Origin of the sequence: Faecalibacterium gallinarum (assembly GCF_022180365.1) — a bacterium.
Classification (GTDB): Bacteria; Bacillota; Clostridia; order Oscillospirales; family Ruminococcaceae; genus Faecalibacterium; species Faecalibacterium gallinarum.
In genome coordinates this window covers 21480-33725 of record NZ_BQKV01000014.1, presented here as the reverse complement: position 1 = coordinate 33725, position 12246 = coordinate 21480, and the positions used below count along the sequence as shown (strand labels likewise).

Annotated in this window: 14 protein-coding genes and 2 tRNA genes; 5 read left to right on the top strand and 11 right to left on the bottom strand. The window is 60.0% G+C overall.

The genetic code is table 11. The features are described 5' to 3' along the window. Positions 1 to 9 precede the first annotated feature (9 nt). Positions 10 to 585 carry an IS3 family transposase gene (locus JCM17207_RS01640; protein WP_238315828.1) on the top strand — a complete coding sequence of 192 codons (576 nt, stop codon included), beginning with the start codon at positions 10 to 12 and terminating at the stop codon, positions 583 to 585. 255 nt (positions 586 to 840) lie between these two features. Here JCM17207_RS01640 and JCM17207_RS01635 read toward each other — a convergent pair. Then, positions 841 to 917: transfer RNA gene (locus tag JCM17207_RS01635), tRNA-Val, on the bottom strand. Positions 918 to 1150: 233 nt separating this feature from the next. On the opposite strand from JCM17207_RS01635, the gene JCM17207_RS01630 reads away from it, so the two are divergent. After that, positions 1151 to 1327, top strand: a complete 177-nt coding sequence (locus tag JCM17207_RS01630) for a FeoB-associated Cys-rich membrane protein (protein ID WP_238315825.1) — start codon at positions 1151 to 1153, stop codon at positions 1325 to 1327. A gap of 64 nt (positions 1328 to 1391) precedes the next feature. On the opposite strand, the gene JCM17207_RS01625 is transcribed toward JCM17207_RS01630, so the two are convergent. Both JCM17207_RS01625 and JCM17207_RS01620 read right to left on the bottom strand, forming a co-directional pair. Continuing rightward, complete coding sequence (locus JCM17207_RS01625) at positions 1392 to 1685, bottom strand: SqdX protein (RefSeq protein WP_238315823.1); 294 nt, start codon at positions 1683 to 1685, stop codon at positions 1392 to 1394. Between the two features lie 29 nt (positions 1686 to 1714). After that, complete coding sequence (locus tag JCM17207_RS01620) at positions 1715 to 1939, bottom strand: helix-turn-helix domain-containing protein (RefSeq protein ID WP_238315822.1); 225 nt, start codon at positions 1937 to 1939, stop codon at positions 1715 to 1717. A gap of 194 nt (positions 1940 to 2133) precedes the next feature. Between JCM17207_RS01620 and JCM17207_RS01615 the strand changes: the two genes are divergently transcribed. From JCM17207_RS01615 to JCM17207_RS01605, 3 genes are read left to right on the top strand one after another with little or no spacing between them, the layout of a single operon-like run. After that, positions 2134 to 2760: a LexA family protein gene (locus tag JCM17207_RS01615; protein WP_238315820.1), complete on the top strand. Its 627-nt coding sequence runs from the start codon at positions 2134 to 2136 to the stop codon at positions 2758 to 2760. A 19-nt stretch (positions 2761 to 2779) separates the two neighbouring features. Then, positions 2780 to 3490: a tRNA (N6-threonylcarbamoyladenosine(37)-N6)-methyltransferase TrmO gene (tsaA, locus tag JCM17207_RS01610; RefSeq protein WP_238315818.1), complete on the top strand. Its 711-nt coding sequence runs from the start codon at positions 2780 to 2782 to the stop codon at positions 3488 to 3490. Positions 3491 to 3494: 4 nt separating this feature from the next. Beyond that, positions 3495 to 4406, top strand: a complete 912-nt coding sequence (locus tag JCM17207_RS01605; RefSeq protein ID WP_238315811.1) for a LysR family transcriptional regulator — start codon at positions 3495 to 3497, stop codon at positions 4404 to 4406. Between the two features lie 71 nt (positions 4407 to 4477). On the opposite strand, the gene JCM17207_RS01600 is transcribed toward JCM17207_RS01605, so the two are convergent. The 8 genes from JCM17207_RS01600 to JCM17207_RS01565 form a co-directional block, all read right to left on the bottom strand. After that, positions 4478 to 4552: transfer RNA gene (locus JCM17207_RS01600), tRNA-Thr, on the bottom strand. 61 nt (positions 4553 to 4613) lie between these two features. Continuing rightward, on the bottom strand, positions 4614 to 5474 hold the full coding sequence (gene rsmA / locus JCM17207_RS01595) for a 16S rRNA (adenine(1518)-N(6)/adenine(1519)-N(6))-dimethyltransferase RsmA (RefSeq protein WP_238315809.1): 861 nt from the start codon (positions 5472 to 5474) through the stop codon (positions 4614 to 4616). A gap of 99 nt (positions 5475 to 5573) precedes the next feature. Beyond that, the gene (locus JCM17207_RS01590; RefSeq protein ID WP_238315807.1) at positions 5574 to 6935 is read right to left on the bottom strand and encodes a S41 family peptidase; all 1362 of its coding nucleotides are present in this window, start codon (positions 6933 to 6935) and stop codon (positions 5574 to 5576) included. A gap of 150 nt (positions 6936 to 7085) precedes the next feature. Continuing rightward, on the bottom strand, positions 7086 to 8360 hold the full coding sequence (locus JCM17207_RS01585) for a M23 family metallopeptidase (RefSeq protein WP_238315805.1): 1275 nt from the start codon (positions 8358 to 8360) through the stop codon (positions 7086 to 7088). A gap of 20 nt (positions 8361 to 8380) precedes the next feature. Continuing rightward, a complete protein-coding gene (locus JCM17207_RS01580) occupies positions 8381 to 9286 on the bottom strand; it encodes a permease-like cell division protein FtsX (RefSeq protein WP_238315803.1) in 906 nt (301 codons plus the stop codon). Then, positions 9283 to 9972, bottom strand: a complete 690-nt coding sequence (gene ftsE, locus JCM17207_RS01575) for a cell division ATP-binding protein FtsE (RefSeq protein WP_238315802.1) — start codon at positions 9970 to 9972, stop codon at positions 9283 to 9285. The genes JCM17207_RS01580 and ftsE overlap by 4 nt, the downstream gene beginning before the upstream one ends. 161 nt (positions 9973 to 10133) lie before the next feature. After that, positions 10134 to 11219, bottom strand: coding sequence for a PucR family transcriptional regulator (locus JCM17207_RS01570; protein ID WP_238315800.1), 1086 nt, complete (start codon positions 11217 to 11219; stop codon positions 10134 to 10136). Positions 11220 to 11482: 263 nt separating this feature from the next. Then, positions 11483 to 12187 (bottom strand): pseudouridine synthase, encoded by a 705-nt coding sequence (locus JCM17207_RS01565; RefSeq protein WP_238315798.1) that lies wholly within the window; start codon positions 12185 to 12187, stop codon positions 11483 to 11485. Between the last annotated feature and the right edge of the window lie 59 nt (positions 12188 to 12246).

Below are 12246 nucleotides of genomic sequence, written 5' to 3'. Positions count from 1 at the left end.
ACAAACGGATTGCTGTCTGAAATACGCAGACGCAGGCAGTGGAAGCAGCTTGGACAGCAGGTTCACAGATATGAAAATCTGCTGAATAGGGATTTCCACACAGAAAGACCTAACAGCAAATGGGTCACAGATATCTCTTATATCCATACAGAACAAGGTGTCCTGTACCTGTCCATGATCCGGGATTTATACGACAACAGCATTGTGGCCTACAAGACTGCAGCCCAGCAAACGGTGAATCTGGTGCTGGACACCATTCGCCTTGCCATGAAGAAAGCGAAAGTCGCTGGGGAGTTGCACCTCCACAGCGACCAGGGCTTTCAATATACCTCACACGGATATTTTAAGCTGACTCAATCTTACGGCATTACGCCTTCCATGTCAAGACGCGGAAACTGCTATGACAACGCAATGGCCGAAAATTTTTTCGGTATCCTGAAAACAGAATGCATCTACCGCCAAAAGCTCAAGACATTTCAGCAGGCCAACGATCTGATCGACGAGTACATCCACTTCTATAACCACGAGCGGCTCCAGACAAAGACTGGCCTGGCTCCGCTCTCGCTTCGCCAGGCCAGTCTTTGATTCGCTTGTTCTATCCCTTGCAGGCCTCTTTTTTGTACTGTCCGCACAATATGGGGCGGTTCAAAACTTCCGTTCAGCAGCGGTCTTCGATTTTATCATCCTTGTATGATAGCTCCTTCTGCGGGCTTCTCCTCGGCATCCGGGCGCTCAGTCAAGCCTGCTGCAACCGCAATGGCCAGCGAGAAATGCAGTCCCTGTCAGCCGCACCGGCCGCAGAAAAGAAAAAACCCGAACGCCAAAGCGTTCGGGTTTTTATGGTGGAGAATTAGGGACTCGAACCCCAGACCCCCTGCGTGTGATGCAGGTGCTCTAACCAGCTGAGCTAATCCTCCGGATCGGAACGCGATTATTATACCACGCCCCCGATCAAAATGCAAGGGTTTTTTCGATTTTTTCTGTATGCAAAGCCATCTTTTGTTTTTTCTCCGAAGCAGCGCTCTTTTTCTTTGAAAATTCAGTGCTTCCCCCCTGGAGAGGATTGCCCTCGGGCCCAAAGTGTTGTATACTGTTCCTGCAAATTCTTTGGCCCAGCGGGCCACACCTGTCATAAGCGAGGTTTACCAATATGTTGACTGTACGCGGGATCATCACCCTGATCGTGCTGGTCGTACTGTTTGCCCTGGCCGTGGTTTGGATTTCCAAAAACGGCGGCTGGAAGGGCGAGGGCTGCGGGGGCAACTGCTCCGCCTGCCACGAACGGTGCGAGCGCGCCTCCCAAAATAAGAACGAGCCCGAGGACTAAACCGCCCCGGGGCCCAACGCCCGGCGCTCTTATTGCGCCGGGCGTTTTTGCGCTCATCCGCCCCTCAGAGCAGCCCCCGCCGGGCCGCAAACACCGCCAGGGTGCTCAATAGGTCCAGCTGGGCTTTTTGATAGGTGGTACGCCCGATGTGGAGCTTGTCCAGGGTTTTCTCTTCGGTGGTGTGTTCCAGATATCGAATTTGCAGCAGCCCCTCCCGGATGGGGTCACGGTCTTTATAGTAGTCAATGGTCTCCTGGATGGCATCGCACCAGCGCCGGTTCTCCTCACTCTCAAACCGCTGCAAGATGCCATAATTCCAGAGAGCCTTCTTCACTTGCTGGCGTTGTTCGTTGGTCATTCCATCCCTCCGTCCTTCCACAAATGGATTTAAAATCTCCCTTTCTCTCCCCGCACCCAGAAACAGGCCTCCCGTTCCTCGGGGGTAAGCCCCAGCAGGGTGGCCAGCCGCTCCGCTTCTCCCACCTTGAACTCGCTCTGCTCAATCAGCTTGAGACGAAGGGTGTTGGCGCTGATCCCCATGACCTGGGCGATGTGGCCCAGCTTATACCCGCTCTGGCGGATATGCTCCCGCAGTCGTACAATATCTGTCATTTCTTTTTACCCCTTTCTGAACCGTTTGCGTTGAATTTTAATCCACTGACCGAATCTTAGCACCTGGTTGATTTTTTGTCAACCCATTTTCAGAAATTTGTGGATAAAAGTTGATTTTAAATAACCACCTGTGGTATACTAAGGCCATGATACCCTAACCACGGCCTTTTGGCCCACCAGGAGGAACACAACCTATGGATATCTTAGCTCTGCGCATCCGACAGCGCCGGGAGAAGCTGGATCTCTCCCAGGAAGAATTGGCCCGCCGGCTGGGCTACCGCTCCAAATCTTCCATCAATAAAATCGAAAAAGGGATCAATGATATCCCCAACGCCAAAGTGGCCGAGTTCGCCCGGGCCCTGGGCACCTCCACCGCCTACCTGATGGGCATTACCGACGACGACGCCCCCGCTCCCCCCGCCGGGTTTGAGCCCCTGCCCGAGATGGTCCGGGTGCCCCTGGTGGGCTCCATCGCCTGCGGCACTCCCATTACCGCCGAGCAGAACATCGAGTCCTACATTGGTGTTCCGGCAGCCTGGCACGCCGATTTTGCTCTGACCTGCCACGGGGACAGCATGGCCCCCACCATCCGGGACGGAGACATCGTCTGCATCCGGAAACAGCCCCAGGTGGAACAGGGCGAGATCGCCGCCGTGCGGATCGGGGAGGAAGCCACCCTGAAACACTTCCACCGTCAGGGCGGCACCGTTATGCTCTTGGCCGACAACGCCGCCATCTGCCCGCCCATGGTCTACACCGGGGCCCAGCTGGAAGAAATTCAGATCGAGGGCAAGGCTGTGGGCTTCTGCCGCGGACTATAAAGCAAGGGAGAATCAACCAATGGACGAAAAAGAAATGCAGAACCCGCCTTTAAAGGTCATTGCGCACATTCATACCCCTTTCCCCACCAAGTTCGGCATCCCCCGGCAGAGCGGCCTGGTGGAGGGGCTGCGGGCCGAGATCGTCTTTGAGCCGGAATACCGGGTTCCCGAGGCAGTGCGGGGGCTGGAAGAATTCAGCCACGTCTGGCTGATCTGGCAGTTTTCCCGGGCGGTGCGGGACAGCTGGTCCCCCACCGTCCGCCCGCCCCGGCTGGGGGGCAACACCCGGGTGGGAGTTTTTGCCACCCGCTCCCCTTTCCGCCCCAATCCTCTGGGGCTCTCCTGCGTGAAGCTGGAACGGATCGAGCTGGACCCCGCCCGGGGGCCGGTGCTTCACGTTCTGGGGGCTGATCTGATGGACGGCACCCCCCTCTATGATATCAAGCCCTATCTGCCCTATGTGGACGCCCATCCCGAGGCCGCCGAGGGCTTCACAGCGCAAACCCAGAGCCACCGGCTGGAAGTTCTCTGCGACCCGGACCTCTGGGCCCTGGTGCCGCCGGAGCAGCAGGAAGCTCTGCGGGGCGTGCTGGAAAACGACCCCCGCCCCTCCTATCAGCACGACCCCGAGCGGGTATACGGAATGGAATTTAACGATCTGGAAATCCGTTTTGTTGTAGACGGTGACCAGCTGACCGTCCGGGAGATCTGCCCGGCCCAGGAGAGGTAAGCCCATGGAGCTGCGGAACATCAACACCTTTCTTCATGTAGCCGAGCTCCACAGCTTTTCCCGCACAGCCCGGGAGCTGGGCTACTCCCAGTCGGCGGTCTCGGCCCAGATTGCACAACTGGAGTCGGAGCTGGGGGCGCCCCTCTTTGACCGGGTGGGAAAAACCGTCCGGCTGACCGATGCGGGCCAGACCTTTCTGGGCTACGCCCGCACCCTGCTGACCACCGCTCAGCAGGCCCGCAGTGCCCTTCAGCAGGTGCCCCAGGCCCGGGGCACCCTGCGGGTGGCCATGGTGGACTCCCTGTGCAGCGCCTTTCTGCCCGCGCTGGCGGAGGCGTTCCACGCCCGGTGCCCCCAGGTGGAGCTGGTGGTCCGGACGATGGTAACCGAAGAGATGGTCTCCCTCCTGAACGCCAACCAGATCGACCTGGCCTACACCATGGACCACCCTCTGGCTCACCCCAACATGGTGCTGGCCCTGGACGAGCCGGAGCCCATCTGCTTCATCGCCCCGGCCTCTCATCCTCTGGCGGGGGAGGCCAGCGTCCCCTTGCAGGCGCTGACCCGGCAGGAGTTCCTGCTCACCGAGCGGGGAAAGAGCTACCGGGACGCCCTGGAACAGGCTCTGGCCGCCCGGCATCTGGCCCTCCACCCTTACCTGGAACTGGGCAGCGCCGATCTGCTCTGTCAGCTGGTGGAGCGGGGCATGGGTCTCTCCTTTCTGCCGGAGTACCTGGTTCGGCCCTGTCTTGCGGGGGGACGGGTGGTGATTCTGGATGTGCCGGACTGCCGCATCCAGATGCGCCGCCAGCTGTTCTACCACAAAGACAAATGGCTCACCCCCCAGATGGAGGCCTTTATGGAGATCGCCCGGGGCTGTCCGGGGCCGGCAAAGATGCAAGAGGCGGAAGTTTAACCCCCTTCCCCGGTTTACGGAAACAAAAAAGCCGAAGACGCGTGCTTTCAACGCATCTTCGGCCTTTTATCTGGAGCTGGTGACAGGAGTTGAACCTGCAACCCACTGATTACAAATCAGTTGCGCTGCCATTGCGCCACACCAGCAGGAGATCTTTTTTATTATAGCATCTCCCCGCTGGTTTTGCAAGCGCGTTTTTGGGCCGGGTCAGTTGCCCTGAGCCAGGGCGGCCTGTACCGCCGCGAAATCTTCCAGGGTCAGCTTCTCGGGGCGGATCCGCACATCCAGCCCGGCAGCCTCCAGAGCGGCCTGGACCCGCTCCTTGGGCAGGCCCAGGCCGGCGGCGATGGCGTTGGCGGCGGTTTTCCGCCGCTGGCCAAAGGCCGCCCGCACCAGGGCAAAGAACCCTTTCTCATCGGTCACCTGAACCGGCGGGGCAGAGCGGATGTCCAGCCGGACCACCGCACTGGTCACCTTGGGGGCCGGGTAGAAGCTGCCCGGCTGAACACTGAACAGGAGCTTGGGCTGGGCGTAATACTGCACCGCACAGCTGACGGCGCCGCTCTCCCGGGTGCCGGGATCGGCGGCCAGCCGGTCGGCGGCCTCCTTCTGGACCATGACCGTCACCGACTGGATGGGCAGCCGGTCCTCCAGCAGCTTCATGATGATGGGGCTGGTGATATAGTAGGGCAGATTGGCGCAGACCGCCACCGGCATATCGGGGAATTCCTCCCGGATCAGCTGGTGCAGATCCACTGTCAGCACGTCCTGGAGAACGATTTTCACGTTGTCAAATTCCGCCAGGGTCTCGGCCAGCACCGGGGGCAGACGCTGATCTACCTCGATGGCCACCACCTTGGCCGCCCGGCGGGCCAGCTCCTTGGTCAGCACGCCGATGCCCGGCCCGATTTCGATGACGCCCCAGCGGCCGTCAATGCCGCTGCCGTCCACGATTTTGGGGCAGACCCCCGAGTTGATGATGAAGTTCTGTCCGTAGCCCTTGGAAAGCGAGAAATCGTATTTTTCGCACAGGGCCCGGATGGTGGAAAGATCGGTCAGTTCCGGCATAGAGGGTGCATCCTTTCCATATTCTTTTTCCGCAAAAAGGCCTCCGGCAGATTCTCCCGGGGGCCTTTTGATTTTCATTGTGTTCGCAAAAGAGGCGTTTTACTCCGCCTCCGAAGAGGCGGTGCTGTCGGCCTCAGCGGCGGCAGCCTCCGAGGAAGCGGTTTCGCCCTCGGGCTGGGCGGTCTCGCTGGCGGCCTGGCTCTCAGCAGAGGGCTGGGCCGGTTCCAGCTCGCTCATGGCGGTCACGGTGGAGCTGCCGCTCATGTACTGGGCCGTGCTCACCGCCCGCAGAATCTGGGGGTCGGTTTCCACCGTATAGGTGTAATACATGGCCTGCTCGTCGGCCGAGAGTGCGCGCTCCACATCCGGCACAAGGCCCACACCGTCAAAGCTGGTGCCGTCGCAGCTGATCAGCTTGGCCACCGTGACCACCACAGCGCTGCCGTCCGACAGGCGCTGAGGGCTGGACTGGATGGTGCCCTTGCCCAGGGTGGTGGTACCCACCAGGCGGGCGCCGCTCAGGGTGCGCAGGCAGCTGGCGAAGAGCTCCGCGGCGCTGGCAGTGTTGCCGTTCACCAGACAGACCATGGGCAGCTCCACGACGCTGTCCCCGCTGCTGCTGCCCAGCAGCTCCTGGTTGCCGTTCTTATCCTCGGCGTAGGCCAAGGCCCCCTCGGGGCAGAGCAGGTCAATGCAGCTCAGCGCCTCGTCCAGAACGCCGCCGGCGTTGTCCCGCAGGTCGAACACCAGGCTGGTGGCGCCCGAGCCGCTCAGGGCGCGGACGGCATAGTCCAGCTCGCTGGGGGTGGTGGAGTCAAACTGCCGGATCTTGATATAGCCAACATTGCCGGCGGTCATCTGGTAGTCGATGGTGGTGCTCACATACCCCGAGCGGGTCAGCTCCACCGACTGCTCGGCCTTTTCGGCGTTGAGCCAGACGATCTTGACGGTGGTGCCGGTCTCGCCCCGCAGCCGGGCCTGGATGGCATCCACGGTGGTCAGGCCCTTGACGTCCACATTGTCGATGGAGGTGATGTAATCCCCCGCCACGATGCCCGCATCCTGGGCGGGAGAACCCTCGTAGACTTTCAGAACCCGGGCATAGCCGGTCTGATCCCGGGCCAGCTCCACGCCGATGCCGATGAGGGTCCCGTTCTGGATGTTCAGCAGCTCGGTGTAAGCCGAGGCGGTGTAATACCGGGCGTACTTGTCGCCGGTGCCCAGAATGTAGCCCGACGAGATGGTGTCATAGAGCAGGGTCTCGTCGATGGTGTAATAGTCGTTGCTGCGGATGTAGCGGTCCAGCTCGGCGATCTTGCTGTACATGCTCTCCTTCTCCTTGACGCTGGAGACGGTGCTGTCAAACAGGCGCATCGCCAGCAGCATGGTCACCGAAAAGGTAACCGTCATGGCCAGGATCACAATGGTGGCCATCATGCCGAGGGATATCTTTTTGTTCATGCAGGTTTACCTCCCGTCAAACAGAGAACATCAGCAGCAGACTGCTCAGAATGGAGAGGATGAACGCCCCGGCCAAAACCAGGCAGGCGATCCGCTGGATCTGTTTGCGCTTTGTTTCTTTCATGGTGATTGCCTTTCTGCTCGATCAAATCAGTTGTGGGGGATGGGGACGTACTGGCGGGGGTTGACCCGGCTGGCGTTGGAGCGGCCCTGCCAGACCTCCAGGTGGAGGTGGTTGCCGGTGGAGTTGCCGGTGGTGCCCACATAGCCAATCAGTTCGCCCTGGGAAACATAGGTGCCTTGTTTGGCCACAATGCTCCGCATATGGCCGTAAAGGGTGGAGTAGTCGGCGCCGTCGTTCATACTGCCGTGGTAGATGATGACGTAGTTGCCGTAGCCGCCGGTGCTCCAGCCCGCCACCGACACATAGCCGCTGGCCGCCGCATAGATGGGGGTGCCGCCGGCCGCCGCAAAGTCGATGCCGCCGTGAAGCTTATAGACGCCGGTCACCGGGTTGACCCGGTAGCCGTACTCGCTGGAAATTCGGCTGTATGTCTTAAGGGGGCAGATGAAGCCGGTAAAGCTCATACTGGTCTGGGACTGGGCCGCCGCGGCGATGATCTTCTGGATCTCGGCCTGGACGGCTTCGTAGTTCATCTCGTCCGAATCCAGCGCTTCCTGGGCGGCCTGCTTGGCCGCTGCGGCCTCCTCGGCCGAGAGCTGGGCCGCCGCCAGGCTGCTCTGCAGTTCAGACTGTTTCTGCTGCATCTGGGCGTTGGAGGCGTCCAGCTTGTTCTTCTGGCTCACCAGGACAGCCTTCTCATCCTCCAGCTCCTGACGGGCCGCTTCCAGCGCCGCCTTGGCGTCCCGCATCTCGTTGAGGATTTCGGTGTCCCGCACCGAGATATCCTGCATCACCTCGCTGAAGGTCAAAAGCTGGTACAGATCGGTGACGGCACTGAGCATCGCTACCGTGCCGCCCTCCCGCAGCTCCTGCATGGCGGCCATGTGGGTTTTAAAGTCCTCCCACTGGACGGCGATGTTCTCTTCCTGGAGGGCGATCTCGGCGGTTTTGGCCTCGATCTCCTGCTCCTTCTCACCGATGTCGTTCTGGACCGCGGCGATCTCGCTCTTGAGCACTGCGATCTGACTCTGGATGATGCTCACCTGCTCCCGCAGATCTGCCTCCAGGGCAGCGGCGGCCTCAGCCTCTTTTTTGGCGTCGGCCAGATCCGCCTTGTGCTGTTCCATCTGCTGCTGGATCTGTTCCAGCTTCTGCTGCAGATCGCTGACACTGGTGGCGCGGACCTGGGGGGCGACGCTGCCGATGCTGACGGTCAGGCAGGCCGCCGCCACGGTCAGACTGACCACCCGCATCAGCCGGGCGGCCAGCGGATGGGATTTTGCGTGCTTTGCGTCTTTCACGGTGCTCTATCCCCCCTCGATTATACGTTCAGATGCTTGCGGATGGAGAACATACTGCCCAGGCCGCCCACCAGCGCGCCGCTGACCAGGCTGCTGGAGAGGATGGTGGGCCAGACCGACTTCAGAGGCACCAGAGAGGAGCCCACCAGCATCTGCCAGATGCCGCCGAGACCGCCCGCCGCGTTCACCAGGGCCGCATAGCCGCCGATGCTGGCGCCGGCCGAGATGCCGCCGGCGATAAAGCCGATGGCCAGGCCCTCCACCACAAAGGGCAGGGTGACCAGGGCGTTGGTGGCGCCCACATATTTCATGATCTCCACCTCACGCCGCCGGGCAAAGACGCTCAGACGGATGGTGCTGCCCACCGTGATGACACTGACCACCATCAGGACAATGACAAAGCCGGCGCCCACCTTGGTCACCGTCTGCTGAATCTCCACAAAGGTGTTGGTCAGGTCCATGGGGGCGGTCACCTTGACCACCCCGGGGATCCGCTCCATCTGTTTGCTGAGCTGGCTCAGCTGGGTCAGGTCGGAGACGGTGACCCGGTAGTTGGCTTTAAAGGGGTTGTCGTTTTCAAACTCATCCCAGAGGGAGGCGTATTCCTCCATATAGTCGCGGTATGTATCCAGAACGTCTTCCTTGGAGACGTAGATCACGTTGCTGACCCCGTTGAGGGCGGAGATCTTCTCCCCCGCCTGGGCGGCGGTGGCATCGTCGCACTCGGGGTCCAGATAGACCACGGTCTCGTTCTGGCTGCCCAAGTAATTGACCATGCTGTCCACATTGACTTCGGCCAGCTGGGCGGCCGTGTTCAGGGTCATGCAGACGGCCATGGAGCCCACACAGGCCAGGGTCATGGCCCAGTGGGTGCCCAGGTTCCGCAGGCCCCGGCCAATCAGAAAACCAAAGGTAGAGAGTTTCATCCGACCGTCACCTCCTGTGCAGCAGGCACGTCCGAAATGATCCTGCCATGGTTCAATGTAATCACCCGCTGGTTAAACCGGTGCACCAGCTCGTGTTCGTGGGTAACCACCAGAACGGTAATCCCCATCTTGCTCACCCGCTCCAAAAGCTCCATCATCTCGAGGCTCAGCTCGGGGTCGATGTTGCCGGTGGGCTCGTCGGCAATGACCAGCTTGGGGGCGTGGGCCAGAGCCCGGGCCACGGCCACCCGCTGCTGTTCGCCGCCCGAAAGATATTGGGGGTAGACGTTGGCTTTATCCTCCAGATGAACCAGCTCCAGCATGTAGGGCACCCGCTCCCGGATCTCTTTCCGGGCGATGTTGGTTACATGCATGGCGAAGGCCACGTTCTCATAGACGGTCATGCTGGGGATCAGCCGGAAATCCTGAAAGATGATGCCCATCTGCCGGCGCAGATAAGGGATCTGGCTCCGCCGCAGGGCAGCGACGTTTTTGCCATCCACAAAGACTTTGCCCGAGGTGGGTTTTTCCTCCCGGAGGATCAGCTTGAGCAGGGTGGATTTGCCCGCGCCGGAATGTCCCAGCAGAAAGACGAACTCGCCCGACGTAATGTGCAGGCTGACGTCATCCAGCGCCAGGTGATCTCCCTTTTTATACGCTTTGGATACATGCTCAAAATCAATCATGCGTGTTGGCTCCTGCATTTTAGATTTCTGCGCGGTTTCGGCCCCGCGCAAGGCCGCAGCCGCCCCAAAAGGAGCGGCGAAATCTCCTGAACAGACAAAAGGACCGGCCTTTGGTTTGGACATAAGGGCCGGTCCTGACGGGCGGCAAAGGCCGCTGTCGTTTAGTACTTGGCCGGATTGTTGGACAGGTATTTTTTGACCATCAGCGCCACCTTAAAGACGATGGCGTCGTCGAACTCACGCAGATCCAGCCCAGTTAATTTTTTGATTTTTTCCAGACGGTAGACAAGGGTATTGCGGTGGACAAACAGGCCGCGGCTGGTCTCCGAGACGTTCAGGTTGTTTTCAAAGAAGCGCTGAATGGTGAACAGGGTCTCCTGATCGAGGCTCTCGATGCTGCCCTGTTTGAACACCTCCCGCAGGAACATCTCGCAGACGGTGGTGGGCAGCTGGTAGATCAGGCGGGCGATGCCGAGGTTGTCGTAGCGGATGATCTGCTTTTCGGTGTCAAACACCTTGCTGACTTCCATGGCGATCTGCGCTTCCTTGAAGCTGGTGGCCAGGTCCTTCATGTTGGAGATGGGGGTGCCGATGCCCACCACGGCCTTGATGTAATGCTCGCCGGACAGGGTGTCCACGATGCTGGCGGCCAGTTTCTCCATATCGGAGCGGTCGATCCCTTTCCGGATCTCCTTAACCAGGACGGTATCGGTCTCGCTGATGTTGAACACAAAGTCCTTCTGCTTGTCCGGGAACAGGCTGCTGACCACATCGTAGGCGGAGATGTCGCTACCCGAGGCCACCCGGACGATGAACACCACCCGGGACACATCGGTGGCGAAGTGCAGCTCCCGGGCCTTGGCGTAGATGTCGCCGGGCAGGATGTTGTCCAGGACCACGTTCTTGATAAAGTTGGCTTTATCGAACTTTTCGTCGTGATATTGTTTGATGCTCTGCAAGCTGATGGACAGAACCGCCGCAAACTGGCCCGCAACTTCATCCGCACCTTCCACAAAGACCGCATAGTCATTGTGCTTGGCGCTGGAGAACTGCTGGTAGGTGTACCCGTCCCGGGTGAAGCAATCCCCAGCGGACAGGCGTTCGGCCACAAAGCCTTCGCGCACCTCGCCGATCAGGTTCAGCTCGGAGCAGGAGATCACCGCCCCGGTCTCATCGACCACGCCGACCACCCGGTCGATCGCATCCTTCATCTGGTAGATCACGCTCTGAAATACTCTGTTGGCCATAACGTATATACCCCTTTTCCTTGATTGTACAAGCATGTCAAAGCTAGGTTGTGATTTTACACAATTTCCCCACAGTACAATCTATATTTTACACAAAAGAATTTACTTTTGCAACATATTTCACCAAAATCGTTCTGATTTTCTTGGTGAAATTATCTTCCAGGGGTAAAATCCGGTCCAAAAAACACCATATTGCGTAGTTCTTGGACATATTTTAGCCTCAAATTGTGATATCTTTTTGAAAACGAGGTGAAAACGGTCTCTCATTTTCCGGTAATTTTTTCCAGTTCTTCCGCCGTCAGCTCCCGCCACTGGCCGGGTTCCAGGGCCGGATCCAGGGCCAGCCCCCCGATGGCCTCCCGGTGGAGGGCGTTGACCCCCGCGCCGAACACCCCGAACATCCGCTTGATCTGGTGGTAGACCCCCTGGGCCAGCACTACCCGGACCGTGAGCCCGTCGGGGGTCAGGGCCTCCACCTGAGCGGGGGCCAGGGCGGTGCCGTCCGCCAGGGTGACCCCGGCGGCAAAGCCCGCCTTCATCTCTTCGGTCAGGGGGGTGTCGATCACCACCCGATAGGTCTTGGAGACATGGCGCTTGGGGGTCAGGATGTCATGGGCGAAACCGCCGTCGTCGGTCAGGAGCACAAAGCCGGTGCTGGTCTTATCCAGCCGCCCCGCCGGAAAAAGCTCCCGCCGGGGGTAGGCGTCCCCCACCAGGTCCACTACCGTGGTATCCCGCTTGTCGGTGCTGGCGCTGACCACCCCCTCGGGTTTGTTGAGCATCAGATAGACAAACTGCTGCCAGGCCACCGGCGCGCCGTCGATGCAGACGGTGTCCCCCTCTTCCACCTTGGCGTCGGCTTTTTTCACCACCGCCCCGTTGAGGCTGACCCGCCCCTTCTGGAGCAGGGCGCGGGCCTCGCTGCGGGTACACTGGGCCGACTCGGCCAGATATTTATCCAGACGCATGGCGCGTCCCTCCTTTTTGTTTTGGGTTTGGTACAGAAAAAGGCCCGGGGTTTTGCCCC

What these genes read in the sequence shown, in the direction of transcription:
- JCM17207_RS01590 (WP_238315807.1), bottom strand. Translation starts at nt 6,935, where the DNA reads ATGAACAAAAAGATATCCCTCGGCATGATGGCCACCATTGTGATCCTG.
- JCM17207_RS01620 (WP_238315822.1), bottom strand. Translation starts at nt 1,939, where the DNA reads ATGACAGATATTGTACGACTGCGGGAGCATATCCGCCAGAGCGGGTAT.
- tsaA (WP_238315818.1), top strand. Translation starts at nt 2,780, where the DNA reads ATGGACGAAAAAGAAATGCAGAACCCGCCTTTAAAGGTCATTGCGCAC.
- JCM17207_RS01565 (WP_238315798.1), bottom strand. Translation starts at nt 12,187, where the DNA reads ATGCGTCTGGATAAATATCTGGCCGAGTCGGCCCAGTGTACCCGCAGC.
- JCM17207_RS01615 (WP_238315820.1), top strand. Translation starts at nt 2,134, where the DNA reads ATGGATATCTTAGCTCTGCGCATCCGACAGCGCCGGGAGAAGCTGGAT.
- JCM17207_RS01630 (WP_238315825.1), top strand. Translation starts at nt 1,151, where the DNA reads ATGTTGACTGTACGCGGGATCATCACCCTGATCGTGCTGGTCGTACTG.
- ftsE (WP_238315802.1), bottom strand. Translation starts at nt 9,972, where the DNA reads ATGATTGATTTTGAGCATGTATCCAAAGCGTATAAAAAGGGAGATCAC.
- JCM17207_RS01570 (WP_238315800.1), bottom strand. Translation starts at nt 11,219, where the DNA reads ATGGCCAACAGAGTATTTCAGAGCGTGATCTACCAGATGAAGGATGCG.
- rsmA (WP_238315809.1), bottom strand. Translation starts at nt 5,474, where the DNA reads ATGCCGGAACTGACCGATCTTTCCACCATCCGGGCCCTGTGCGAAAAA.
- JCM17207_RS01580 (WP_238315803.1), bottom strand. Translation starts at nt 9,286, where the DNA reads ATGAAACTCTCTACCTTTGGTTTTCTGATTGGCCGGGGCCTGCGGAAC.
- JCM17207_RS01625 (WP_238315823.1), bottom strand. Translation starts at nt 1,685, where the DNA reads ATGACCAACGAACAACGCCAGCAAGTGAAGAAGGCTCTCTGGAATTAT.
- JCM17207_RS01605 (WP_238315811.1), top strand. Translation starts at nt 3,495, where the DNA reads ATGGAGCTGCGGAACATCAACACCTTTCTTCATGTAGCCGAGCTCCAC.